This is a genomic window from Mesorhizobium sp. M0016 (assembly GCF_040324035.1).
Lineage (GTDB): Bacteria > Pseudomonadota > Alphaproteobacteria > Rhizobiales > Rhizobiaceae > Mesorhizobium.
The window spans coordinates 41,154-53,690 of record NZ_JAMYVM010000019.1 but is presented as its reverse complement, the minus strand read 5'-3'; the positions used below and the strand labels follow the sequence as shown (position 1 = coordinate 53,690).

Here is a 12,537-nt window from a genome sequence, read left to right as displayed (position 1 = left end):
CTACCCCACCGGCACAAAAACGCCGTCGATGGCCGGGTCACCCTGGGTAGCAACCAGGCCGCGCGCCACCAGGTCCTCGAGATGGGCAAGCACCGACAGGCCGGCGGCGCCATGCAGGCGCGGGTCGGTGTCCCGGTAGATAGCCTTGACCATGTCCGGGATCGTCCGGTCGCTGTCGCGGATCCGTTCGAGGATCGCCCGTTCGCGCATCTTGCGATGGGTCTTGAGGCCGCGCATGAAGCTGCGCGGCGCGGTCACCGGGCCGCCATGGCCGGGCAGCAGCAGGCGATCGCCGCGCGCGATCAGCCTGTCGAGCGAGGCCATGTAGTCGGCCATCGCTCCGTCCGGCGGCGCCACGATCGATGTCGCCCACGCCATCACATGGTCGGCTGAAAACAGGATGCCGGTGCCTTCGAGCGCAAATGCCGCGTGATTGGCGGTGTGGCCCGGCGTCAGCACCGTCCGGATCGTCCAGTCATCGCCCTCGACCAGCGCATTGTCGGGCAACGCGATCTCCGGGACGAAAACCGTGTCGGCGCTGGCGTCGAGCGGGTTGATCTCGCCGATCCGCAGCGGCCTTGCCGGGCGGTGCGGGCCTTCGGCCAGTACAATAGCGCCGGTGTGCGCTTTCAGCCGGGCGGCCAGCGGAGAATGGTCGCGATGCGTGTGGCTGACGAAGATATGGCTGACCGGCCGGTTTGCGATCACCTTGAGCAGCGTCTGGAAATGCGCCTCGTCATCGGGGCCGGGATCGATCACCGCCAGCGTATCGCGCCCGACGATGTAGCTGTTGGTGCCGTGAAAGGTGAACGGGCTGGGGTTTTTGGCGGTGACGCGCAAGACGTCCGGCGCAACGGTGACGCCCTCGCCATATGCCGGATCGAAGCTGGTGTCGAATTTGAGCGCCATGGCGGTGTCGTTGAATCTCTGTTCAGGAAGACGGCAAAACTGATTGCCGCATAACACGGAAGCCAATATAGAAAAACGCAAGGCCGCGATCTGCGGCAATCCGGATTGGGGAAGACCATGGCACTTGCAACGACGATGCGCCCGCTTGTTTCTCTCGCTTTGCCCCAGGAGGGCGCGCAGCGCCTGGCAACCCAGCTTTTGCTGGCGATCGCCGGAACGCTGCTTTTGACCCTGTCGGCCAAGACGAAAGTCGTGCTCGGGCCGGTCGACATCTCGCTGCAGACGCTGGCCGTCCTGCTGATCGCCACTGCATTTGGCCTGCGGCTTGGCGTCGCTACCCTGCTTCTCTACATGGCCGAAGGCGCCATGGGCTTCCCGGTCTTCCAAAGCACGCCTGAAAAGGGCATCGGCATCGCCTACATGATCGGCGGCACCGGCGGTTATCTCGCCGGCTTCGTCGTCATGGCGGCCATTGTCGGCTGGGCCGCCGACCGCGGCTGGGACCGCCACCCGATCAAGTTGTTCAACGCCATGCTGGTCGCCGAAATCGTCATGATGGCCATGGGCTTTGCCTGGCTGGCCACCCTCATCGGCGCGGAAAAGGCGTGGCAGTTCGGCGTTTTGCCGTTCGTCCTCGGCGACCTGATCAAGGTTGCGCTCGCCGCCAGCCTGGTGCCGGCGGTATGGTCGCTGCTGCCCAAGCAGCCCTGAAACCGGACAAATGAATGAGCCGGCGGGTCCAAGGCCCGCCGGCTTTTTGTTGTCACGCGTCCGCCAGCCGATGGTGCAAGCCGGTTGCCAAATCGCCACGCCCATTTGCACCGTCAGCTTGTGCCTGGTCGGTCAAATTGCCGCGAGGCGGCAGATGCAGAGCAATTCTGGCGCCGATCCACGGCCGAGATTGAATTGACAAGCCATTGCGCGAAACCTAAGCACGGGCAACTTGATTTCGAGGCGGGGGCCGGTAATTCAAGGAGAGCTTGTTGAAGGGAATAATCCTTGCAGGAGGCAGCGGGACGCGTCTGTATCCCCTTACATTAGCGATCTCTAAGCAGATTCTGCCGATATACGACAAGCCGATGATTTTTTATCCGCTGAGCGTCTTGATGCTCGCCGGTATCCGCCAGATTTTGATCATTTCGACACCTCGCGACTTGCCGGTGTTTCGGGAGTTGCTGGGCGACGGTTCGGAATTCGGGGTCGAATTCTCCTATGCCGAGCAGGCGCAGCCCAACGGGCTTGCCGAGGCCTTCATCATCGGCCGCGACTTCATCGGCAAGGATAATGTGTCAATGATTCTCGGCGACAACATCTATTTCGGCGAGGGCCTGTCGCAGCTCTGCCGCACTGCTGCGCAGCGCCAAAGCGGCGCGTCGGTGTTCGCCTACCATGTCGAGGACCCGCAGCGCTACGGCGTGGTGTCGTTCGACAAGCTCAGCGGCACGGCTTTGACGATCGAGGAGAAGCCGCGGGAGCCGAAGTCCAACTGGGCGGTCACCGGCCTCTATTTCTACGACAATGAGGTCGTCGACATCGCGTCGACGATCAAGCCCTCGGCGCGCGGCGAACTCGAGATCACGGCGGTCAACAACGTCTATCTCGAGCGCGGGAAATTGCATGTGCATCAGCTCGGCCGCGGCTATGCCTGGCTCGACACCGGCACGCATGACAGCCTGCATGAAGCCTCTTCCTTCGTGCGCACGATCGAGCACCGCCAGGGGATCAAGGTCGCCTGTCCTGAAGAAATCGCTTTCGAGCAGGGCTGGCTGACCGCCGACAAGGTGCTTGAGCGCGCCACGCGCCTGGGCAAGAACGAATACGCCGCCTATCTGCGCCGGCGTGTCACCGAGCTGACGGAGACATAGGGTGCTGGAAGTCAGGCAGCTCGGTTTGGACGGCGTGCTGGAAATCGTGCCGAAGCGGCACGGCGATGCGCGCGGTTATTTCATCGAAACCTGGAATGCCGAGGCCTTTGCCGAGGCCGGCATCGATCTGCGTTTCGTCCAGGACAATCATTCCTATTCGGCTGCCGCAGGTGTCGTGCGGGGGCTTCACTATCAACTGCCTCCACACGCGCAGGACAAGCTGCTGCGCGTAATCAGAGGCCGCATTCTCGACGTGGCGGTCGACATCCGCCGCAGCTCGAAAACCTTCGGAAAATGGGTCGCGCTCGAAATATCGGCCGAGAGAGGCAACCAGATCCTCGTGCCGAAGGGTTTCGCGCACGGTTTCGTCACGCTCGTGCCGGACACCGAGGTTCTGTATAAGGTCACCGACACCTATTCGCCGGCGCATGATCGATCGATCCGTTTCGACGATCCTGATATCGGCATCGATTGGCCGTCGCCGGCCGGCGCCTTCGAGCTCTCGGCCAAGGACCTCAAGGCGTCGGCGCTTGCTGAGGCCGAGGTGTTCGCATGACGCGCGACGATGTGAGGAGAGCGCCATGAATTTTCTGGTGACAGGCGGTGCCGGCTTCATCGGCTCGGCCGTGTGCCGGCATTTGTGCGCCAATCCGGCCTACCATGTGACCAATCTCGACAAGCTCACCTATGCCGGCAATCTGGCCTCGCTGCGCACCATCGAGAATGCACACAACTACAAATTTGCGCAGGCCGACATCTGTGACGAGCGGGCGGTTCTCGACATCCTCCACCGCGACGAGATCGACGTCGTCATGAACCTCGCCGCCGAAAGCCATGTCGACCGCTCGATCGACGGACCCGGCGCCTTCATCGAGACCAACATCGTCGGTACCTACCGGGTGCTGAATTCGGCGCTCGAATATTGGCGCGGCCTTGACGAGGACAGGAAGGCGCGCTTCCGCTTCCACCATGTCTCGACCGACGAGGTGTTCGGCGATCTGCCCTTCGATGGCGGCATGTTCGTGGAGGAGACGCCTTACGCGCCATCCTCGCCCTATTCCGCCTCCAAGGCCGCATCCGACCATCTGGTGCGGGCCTGGTACGAGACGTACGGCCTGCCGGTCGTGCTCTCCAACTGTTCGAACAATTACGGGCCTTATCACTTCCCCGAAAAGCTGATCCCGCTGGTCATCCTCAACGCGCTCGACGAAAAGCCGCTGCCGGTCTACGGCGCTGGCGCCAATGTGCGCGACTGGCTGTTCGTCGAGGATCACGCCCGTGCTCTGGAACTGGTCGCCACAAAGGGCCAGCCCGGCGAAAGTTACAATGTCGGCGGCAATTCCGAGCGTACCAACCTTGGCGTCGTCGAGACGATTTGCGGCCTGCTCGACATCAGGCGTCCGCGCAGCGGCGGCAGGAGCTACCGCGATTTGATCAGCTTCGTCACCGATCGGCCCGGCCACGACCGCCGCTATGCAATCGATGCCTCCAAGATCGGCCGGGATCTCGGTTGGGCGCCGGCGGAGAGTTTCGACAGCGGCCTTGCAAGGACCGTCGACTGGTTCCTCGACAACAAATGGTGGTGGGGACCGATCCGCGAGCAGCGCTACGCCGGCGAGCGGCTGGGGCAAGTCCGGTCGCGCGGCCAGGTTGAAGGCAGGAAGGGCGCGGCGTGAGGCTGGTTGTCACCGGACGCGACGGTCAGGTCGCTGCCAGCCTGCTGGAGGCCGGGCAGAGGCGCGATGGCATCGAGGTCGTCACCCTCGGCCGCCCAGTGCTCGATCTGGCGCGGCCCGATACGGTGTTCGACGCACTCGCGGCAGCGCGGCCGGATATCGTGGTGTCGGCTGCCGCCTACACCGCCGTCGACCAGGCCGAGGACGAGCCCGATCTTGCCTTCGCTGTGAACGCCGTCGGCGCCGGCAAGGTCGCCGAGGCGGCCGCGAAGCTCGGCGTGCCCGTAATCCATCTGTCGACCGACTACGTCTTCGATGGCACCAAGGACGGCGCCTATGTCGAGACCGACGCCACCGCACCGCTCGGCGTCTACGGCGCCTCCAAGCTTGCCGGCGAGCTGGCCGTGGCCGCCGTCAATCCGCGCCATCTGATCCTGCGCACCGCCTGGGTCTACAGCCCGTTCGGCAAGAATTTCGTGAAAACCATGCTGCGGCTGGCCGGCGACCGCGACGAGATCGCCGTGGTCGCCGACCAATGGGGAAATCCGACATCCGCACTTGATATTGCCGACTCGATCCTGCATGCGGCGGCGGTGTTGCGCGGCGATTTTGACGGCTACGGCATTTATCATCTTGCCGGCACCGGCGAGACCAACTGGAGCGGCTTTGCCCGGCATATTATGGAGACGAGCCGGAGGGTTGGCGGCCCTTATGCGGGGATACGCGACATCGCGACCAGCGATTATCCAACCAGATCAAAGCGCCCCGCCAATTCGCGGTTGTCGAGGGCAAAGTTCGCAGCGTCGTTTGGGTGGACCTCGCCTGATTGGAAGAAGTCGACAGAAAAGGTGCTCCAATGCCTTTGGCCCGCTTGACGATGCCCTTGCCCATTGTGGGGACAATGCGCTTGGCTGGGCCGGAAAGGCAGCTATGATTCCTTTCAATTCGACAACATTCAGGTTCCCTGAGCTCATGGCTCTATCTGCATGGGTTGAGCATGTCCCATTCATGTTTTGGCTAGTTGATGCGCTCAGACCTCGTCGGTTTGTGGAGCTTGGCACGCAGAACGGGGTCTCCTATTGTGCCGCTTGCCAAGCTATCGAGCTATTGCGTCTGACCTGCAATTGCTACGCGGTCGACACTTGGACAGGTGACGAGCATGCGGGTTTTTACGGAGAGGAAGTCTATTCCGATCTGGTCGCCTACCACGCACCAAAGTATGGCTCCTTCTCACGCCTAGTGCGGTCGACATTCGACGAGGCCGTTAGCCATTTCGAGGATGACAGCATCGATCTGTTGCACATCGACGGTCTGCACACCTACGAAGCTGTTCGGCATGACTTCGACGTTTGGCGGCCGAAGCTCTCGCAAAACGCCGTTGTGCTCTTTCACGATACCAATGTGCGAGAGCGCGGTTTCGGCGTCTTTCGTTTCTGGAGCGAGATCTCGGCGGGCCGGCCGCATTTCGAGTTCCTGCATGGGCACGGACTTGGCGTTCTGGCGCTTGGCGACAGTTATCCGAAGGCCGTCGAGGCGCTTTTCGCAGCCGGCAGACAAGGCTCCAGCCTGGGGGCTGTACGAACAGCCTTCGCCCATTTGGGCCAAGCGGTCGCTCATCACGAGAATACGTCTCATGGGGTGAGGCAGAGGGAAGCACAGTTCGCGCTAAGCCGCGAAGAGTGGCAGCGACAGGTCGAACAGCGCGACAGCGAGATCGCTGCGCTGACAGTCGAGCGCGAGCGGGCGGCAACGCGGGCGAGCGAGTGCGAGGCACACTTTGCGCTGAGCCGAGAAGAGTGGCAGCGACAGGTCGAAGGGCGCGATAAGGAAATTGTGCAGGCGCAAGCGTTGACGACTGCACTTGAGGCAAAAATAACTGAAACCGAGCTTGCTGTTGAAGAATTCAAGAACTCAACAAGTTGGCGAGTCACTGCACCTCTGCGGGCATTTTCAGGCAATGTCAGGTGGTGTTCCAAAATGCTCAAGTTTCGCGTCGCCAATCTTTTCAGATTGGGTCGCCGCTGATGGCGAACACCCGCACCGAAACATGGAATGCTGATCGAATGTCCAAAATATGTGTGGTGACCGGCGGAGCCGGATTCATTGGTTGTGCGCTGTCGACCAAGTTGGCGGACCGTTTCGGGCGTGTAATTGTCATCGATAGTTTGCATCCCCAGATTCACGCTGAACGGAAACGTCCTGTCGAACTTGACCCTCGGGTCGAACTCATAATTGCCGACGTGACCGAGGCTTCGACCTGGGCGCAGGCATTGGAAACCGTACGACCGGACGTCGTGGTGCATCTGGCAGCGGAGACAGGCACGGGGCAATCCCTTACAGAGGCCTCGCGCCACGCCCTGGTGAACGTGGTTGGCACCTCAAGGATGCTCGATGCATTCGCCGCTGCATCGCACGTGCCAGAGCGCTTCGTTCTGTCTTCCAGTCGCGCTGTCTATGGAGAAGGGGCATGGCGATCCATGAAGTCGGGCGAGGTCACATATCCTGGTCAGAGATCGAGACAGCAGCTTGAGCGTGCGGAGTGGGATTTTCTCGGTCTAGAGCCAATGTCGATGAACGCAGAGAGCGTAGTTCCTCATCCGAGCAGCATTTACGGCGCAACGAAGTTAGCACAAGAGCAGATGCTCCGGTCTTGGGCGCTCTCGTTTGGGTCTGCGGTGAATGTGCTGCGACTGCAAAACGTTTATGGGCCGGGCCAGTCCTTGACCAACCCGTACACTGGAATTGTGTCGCTCTTCATTCGAATGGCCAGAGAAGGGAAAAGCATCCCGATTTACGAGGACGGCAACATCGGAAGAGATTTCGTCTTCATCGATGATGTGGGTTCAGCCATCGTTATGGCGACCGAGACAGAACTCTCTCAATCTCTCGCCTATGATGTGGGAACCGGCCAGAAGACAACCATTTTGGAATTGGCAAAGATCATTGCGGGTAGATACGGTGCGCCGGAACCGCACGTCAATGGGATGTACCGCAACGGCGACGTCCGGTGGGCTGTAGCGGAAATAGGCCGTACAGTAACAGATCTGAAATGGCAGCCGCAGTGTTCTGTCGAAAGCGGGATAGGGCGCCTCTGCGACTGGGTGGATATGAGGCTCAACTCTTAAGCCTTGCGCTCAGAGTGGCGCAGAATTCAACGATGTACGCGGAGCAGAATAGCCTTAAGCCGATAGATTGCGCAGTCGGAGTCTTACAAGGTCTTGGTGTTCCACAATCCCGATGAAAGTTATCAAATTGCCAATCGCCTCCAACGCCAGTTCAAAACGGGTGGTCTTCCTTGACGCGCTACGTGGACTGGCCGCTCTTTGGGTAGTTGTTGTGCACGTAGCCATGCTCCCGTCTCCGCGGCTCCAGGTGGCGGCGTTTCTCGATCTGTTCGTCGTAAATGGCGTTATGGGCGTGAGCCTGTTTTTCGTCGTGAGTGCATTTTCGCTCTGCCTTAGCATGCCAGTTCATGACCGCGAAGCTCGGCCAATAATTGGGTTCGCGCTGCGTCGCTTTTTCAGGATCGCCCCTCTATTCTATTTAATGATCCTAGTCATGTGCATTCATAATTTCAGCGGGGTATTGATCGATGCAAAATCAATCCTGTTGAACCTAACGTTTGCTTTCAATTTGGTTCCAGATTATCAATCTTCTATCGTGCCAGCAGGTTGGACGATAGGGGTAGAAATGCTATTTTACCTCATGTTCCCACTGGTGTACGGGCGTTCAAAGGGGATTTTACTTTCAGTTACTGCGCTATTCATTTCGATTGGTGTAGCCTCCATGTTCTTTATGACCATTAACTTGTTCGTTGCAGACCCGGTAAACTATCATCTCTATTCAATTCTTTATCGATCCCCGATGTTTATGTTTGGGATCGTTGCATTTTACACTTTGCCGCTGCTGGAAAAGCGTCCGGAGAGGAAGGAGATCGGGTTGGCTCTCGTCGCGTCTGTCCCTGTGCTATTTTTTGCAATCGCCACCGACAAGGTCGCGCTATTGGACAAATACTATTGGGAAGGATTTATGTTCGGTTCGCTGGTCGTCGGCCTTGGCCTTGCTCCCATTGCTGTGATCGTCAATAGTGTTTCAGCTTGGTTGGGAAGAATCAGTTATTCAGTCTACCTTCTTCACATGCCCATTATCGTCATCCTCATTCCGACCATGAGGTCGATCCAGCAACTGGTCGCAAGTCAAACAGTTGCCTTCGTATTCAGTCTGACGATGACTTTGGCCTTGGTAATCCCGGCGGCCTTCCTCATGAACTACTTCGTTGAGGATCCAGTCAACAGATGGGGCAAGCGGTTCTCGTCTCGAGTTGCCGGTCGCAAGAGCACCGATCCGCTGCTGAGTGGCGAAGCAGTTCAGTCGGACGTGAGGGGGTAGTCGGTTGCCTGGTTTTTCCGACGCTCTGACCGACACCGGTGAAGAAATTCAACAAGGAAAGCTGATGAAGCGTTTAGCGGTCGCGTTCTATTATGATCCGCACGGCAAGATAGATGAGTATTATTTTCATCTGCTTGCCTCGATACGCCCTTTCGTCGAGCACATGGTGGTGGTTTCCAACGGACCCGCAGACAAAGAGGCCGAGTCTCTCCTCTCGTTAGCCGCCGATGAATTCCTGATCAGGGACAATAGTGGGTTCGATGTGTGGGCGTACAAGGCCGCCCTTGAACATATAGGGTGGGAGGAACTGTCTCGCTTCGATGAGATTTTGCTCTTCAACCACACGTTTTACGGGCCGATCTTCCCCTTTTCGGAAATGTTCTCGGAAATGGACCAACGTCCCTGTGATTTTTGGGGGATCTCCGGTCACAGAGCCCTGAGGCCCCATCCGTTCGACTCCAGAAGAACAGAGATGCCCTTCCATCTCAACTCCCATTTCATCGCGGTCCGGCGGTCTATGCATCAATCAAAAGCATTTCGTCATTATTGGACCGAAATGGACCCCGTCCTCTCCTATATGGATTCGATTGGAAAGCATGAGACGGTGTTCACTGCGCATTTCCAAGGCTTGGGTTACACCTGTTCGGTGTTGCTTGACCCGGAACGGTACAAGACGCCCTATCCGGTCCTAATGGAGCCAGACAAAACACTGGAGGACCGAAGCCCGATTTTAAAGAAGCGCCTCTTCTTTCATGACACGCTGTTTCTGGAGCGCGAGGCTATCAATCTGCCGCGGGCTCTGGAGATAATCAAAGACCGGTCAAACTACGATTTGTCGCTGATATGGAGAAGTGTCGGCCGCCTAGGCCCGCCCCGCACGCTAAATGGCAACGCCGCGCTTCTCTCCGTGCTGCCAGATGTGCCTACGGGTGCACAGAGCGCCCGGACCAGGTTTCGGATAGCTGTTCTTGCTCATGTATATCACGTCGACATGATCGATGAGATTCTAGGCTACACCGAAAACATACCGAAGGGCTACGACCTCATCATTACGACAGATACCGCAAAAAAGCAGGCGTTGATCAAGCAGGCGATCGCGAAAGCGCCAAATTCCAGGAAAGCCGTGGTTTTGGTCGTTCAGTCGAATGAGGGCCGGGATACCTCCGCCCTTCTGATCGGGTGCCGGGACTACGCGCTCGAGGACCGGTACGACTTGATATGCCGTATCCATTCCAAACGATCTCCTCAAGACGGCTCAAAGGGAGACTTGTTCAAACTTCACATGTTTGAGAACCTTCTCCACACTCCTGGATATGTCCAGAATTTGCTTGATCTGTTCGCCAACAATCCTGCGCTTGGCCTCGTTATGCCGCCGATGGTTCACATCGGGTATCCGACTATGGGCCACTCGTGGTTTGGAAACAAAGACAACGTCGCAAAGCTGGCCGACAAGCTGGGTGTTGCCGTCAATCTGGACGACCATAGCCCTGTCGCGCCTTACGGCGGAATGTACTGGTTTCGTCCTGCTGCCCTCAGGAAGCTTTTCGCAAATAAGTGGAGCTGGGACGATTTCGCCAATATGGATTATCGGGACGGGAGTTTGGCCCATGCAATAGAGCGGATCATAGCCTATGTCGCAATCGACGCTGGATACACTTTCCGACACGTGATGACCGCCAGGCATGCTGCTCATAACTACGTTATGCTGGAGGCCAAATTGCAAGCATTGTGCGCCAATGGAGCACCGGTGGAAATCGGAAACCTGGGTGTGAGAAGAGCCTTTCACGGCCTCATCTTCTCGATCAAGAGATCGATCGTGATTAGATCGCCAACAGCGTTCAGGGTCCTTAGGCCGCTCTACCGCAGTGTGCAATGGATAACCACGCTTGGTCGCGGTGCAACAAAGTAAGCTTCCGCCAAACATCGCGGGATGCATTAAGTTAGCGACTCTACCCGGCCAGCTCGAAGTGTCATTTTCTTCGTGCAAACGCGCTGGATCAGCGCATCGTCGTGACTGGCCAGCACGATGATGCCGGCCTTTTCGGCCAGTTCGTCCATCCGTCGTTTGGCTTTTTCCTGGAATGACGCGTCGCCGGCGCCGATCCATTCATCCATCAGCAGAATTTCAGGCTCAAGCGCAGTCGCTGCCGCAAATGCCAGACGTGCCGCCATGCCTTGGCTGTAAGCCTTAAACGGTAGGTCAATGAAATCGCCCAGTTCGCTGAAATCGATTATTTCTTCCATCTTCTCTTCGATTTCGGCGGCCGTCCAGCCGCTGATCAACCCCCTCAGCACGATGTTTCTGCGCCCGGTGGCCTCGGGACGAAACCCTATGTGGATATTGAACAGTGCGTCGACCTTGCCCGCGATCGATATCGTGCCGCCCGACGGCTGATAGATTCCGTATAGGACCTTGAGCAGGGTGGTCTTGCCGGCGCCATTTGGGCCGACAAGTCCCAATCGGTCGCCCGCCTTGAGTGCGAAGCTGACGTCATCGAGCGCCTGCACAACCTGCTTGGTGCCGGAATTTGCTATGTGGCCGCCAAGGGCACTTCGGCGCCGGCCAGGCGCCGACAGCGTCAACTTTTCGAACAGGCGATAAACGAGGCTGACATTGTTTAGTTTGATGGAAGTCATGGAACTCAAATCAGAAAAACGATGCGCTTGCGATAATGACCCAGCAGCAGCAACGCAAGAGCCCAGGCGCCGAGACAGATACAGCCCGTCACCGTCAAGGCATGCATCGGCAATATACCTGCCGTGATCGGCTCGCGCACACCCTCCAGGAAATAGGTGAACGGGTTCCAATGATAAGCGTGTTTTTGAACGCCATCTTGCCCGGTATAGACCCAAAAGACGGGCGTGAAGAACATGCCTACCCGCATCATGTTCCCGACTATGAACTCACTATCTGGGAAGAAAGCGCCAAGAAACGCAAAAATCGTGACAACCGCCGGAGTCGCTAAGATGATGAGCAGCAGACCCAGCGCCGACAGTAGCCAATTTGTGTTGATTCCGTAGCCGCCCAGCAACAGGATAAGAACGCAGCCCGCCAGCGAATAAGCAGCCCTGATGATGCATTGCATCGTCAATCGCATCACATAGACGAACAGTGGCAGGGTCGTGCCTTGAATGAAGCTCGCTTCGCGCTGAAAGAGCGACACGCTCGTGGTGATGGTTTCGCTGAGGTAGAACCACACCAGCATCCCGATGGCCACATAGGCTATATAGCTTGGGTTGCTGGCGTCTGTGGTCACGAAAACAAAGACAAACGTGCCGACGAAAGCAAAATAATTGACCAGCATCCAAAGCGGGCCAAGTGTTGTGCGTCTGTGCTGGTCGCCGATATCTTCATGAGCAAGCGCAATCCAGACCCGGTGCAGCTTCATGGCCTTGCTGATGTCGTCGACAGCGCCGTTTAGTGCCGCAATCATAATTTCCTAGTGTCGCATTCTTTTGTTCTTGTGCATCTATGGCCGTTAGACGGGCCAAAGGCGCCCTTCATAGTCATTGCGGCGCGCATTTGGCAACGCATTGCGTCGCGATGGACCACGAATCGCTTGCGACAGGTCGACGCCTCTTACCTCGATATCGCAACCGTCGCACTGCGCGAATCGCAAATTCATGCCTCTGATTATGAGCAGAGACGCATCAAGCACTTGGCCACAATTGCTTTCCAGTCAATGCCGCGCCCGGCT

The 12,537-nt window shown here is 58.0% G+C and carries 12 protein-coding genes; 9 read left to right on the top strand and 3 right to left on the bottom strand.

Annotated features, from left to right (window positions below):
* Positions 1–909, bottom strand: coding sequence for an MBL fold metallo-hydrolase (locus tag NKJ88_RS23780; RefSeq protein ID WP_023692735.1), 909 nt, complete (start codon positions 907–909; stop codon positions 1–3).
* Between the two features lie 117 nt (positions 910–1,026).
* Here NKJ88_RS23780 and NKJ88_RS23775 point away from each other — a divergent pair, with 117 nt between their 5' ends.
* The 9 genes from NKJ88_RS23775 (at position 1,027) to NKJ88_RS23735 (ending at position 10,748) form a co-directional block, all read left to right on the top strand.
* On the top strand, positions 1,027–1,620 hold the full coding sequence (locus tag NKJ88_RS23775) for a biotin transporter BioY (RefSeq protein WP_023703207.1): 594 nt from the start codon (positions 1,027–1,029) through the stop codon (positions 1,618–1,620).
* 272 nt (positions 1,621–1,892) lie between these two features.
* The gene (gene rfbA / locus NKJ88_RS23770; protein ID WP_023698135.1) at positions 1,893–2,774 is read left to right on the top strand and encodes a glucose-1-phosphate thymidylyltransferase RfbA; all 882 of its coding nucleotides are present in this window, start codon (positions 1,893–1,895) and stop codon (positions 2,772–2,774) included.
* Position 2,775: 1 nt separating this feature from the next.
* Positions 2,776–3,330: a dTDP-4-dehydrorhamnose 3,5-epimerase gene (gene rfbC, locus NKJ88_RS23765; RefSeq protein ID WP_023670703.1), complete on the top strand. Its 555-nt coding sequence runs from the start codon at positions 2,776–2,778 to the stop codon at positions 3,328–3,330.
* 25 nt (positions 3,331–3,355) lie between these two features.
* Positions 3,356–4,450: a dTDP-glucose 4,6-dehydratase gene (gene rfbB / locus NKJ88_RS23760; protein WP_023725246.1), complete on the top strand. Its 1,095-nt coding sequence runs from the start codon at positions 3,356–3,358 to the stop codon at positions 4,448–4,450.
* The gene (rfbD, locus tag NKJ88_RS23755) at positions 4,447–5,325 is read left to right on the top strand and encodes a dTDP-4-dehydrorhamnose reductase (RefSeq protein WP_352445777.1); all 879 of its coding nucleotides are present in this window, start codon (positions 4,447–4,449) and stop codon (positions 5,323–5,325) included. The genes rfbB and rfbD overlap by 4 nt, the downstream gene beginning before the upstream one ends.
* Before the next feature lie 55 nt (positions 5,326–5,380).
* Complete coding sequence (locus NKJ88_RS23750; RefSeq protein ID WP_023824234.1) at positions 5,381–6,475, top strand: class I SAM-dependent methyltransferase; 1,095 nt, start codon at positions 5,381–5,383, stop codon at positions 6,473–6,475.
* A complete protein-coding gene (locus NKJ88_RS23745; RefSeq protein ID WP_280800230.1) occupies positions 6,475–7,575 on the top strand; it encodes an NAD-dependent epimerase/dehydratase family protein in 1,101 nt (366 codons plus the stop codon). The genes NKJ88_RS23750 and NKJ88_RS23745 overlap by 1 nt, the downstream gene beginning before the upstream one ends.
* Before the next feature lie 112 nt (positions 7,576–7,687).
* A complete protein-coding gene (locus tag NKJ88_RS23740) occupies positions 7,688–8,839 on the top strand; it encodes an acyltransferase family protein (protein WP_023824232.1) in 1,152 nt (383 codons plus the stop codon).
* A gap of 4 nt (positions 8,840–8,843) precedes the next feature.
* Positions 8,844–10,748, top strand: coding sequence for a rhamnan synthesis F family protein (locus NKJ88_RS23735; protein WP_245260081.1), 1,905 nt, complete (start codon positions 8,844–8,846; stop codon positions 10,746–10,748).
* Positions 10,749–10,774: 26 nt separating this feature from the next.
* On the opposite strand, the gene NKJ88_RS23730 is transcribed toward NKJ88_RS23735, so the two are convergent.
* Both NKJ88_RS23730 and NKJ88_RS23725 read right to left on the bottom strand, forming a co-directional pair.
* Complete coding sequence (locus NKJ88_RS23730; protein WP_023824230.1) at positions 10,775–11,476, bottom strand: ABC transporter ATP-binding protein; 702 nt, start codon at positions 11,474–11,476, stop codon at positions 10,775–10,777.
* A gap of 5 nt (positions 11,477–11,481) precedes the next feature.
* Positions 11,482–12,273 (bottom strand): ABC transporter permease, encoded by a 792-nt coding sequence (locus NKJ88_RS23725; protein ID WP_023824229.1) that lies wholly within the window; start codon positions 12,271–12,273, stop codon positions 11,482–11,484.
* Positions 12,274–12,537 lie beyond the last annotated feature (264 nt).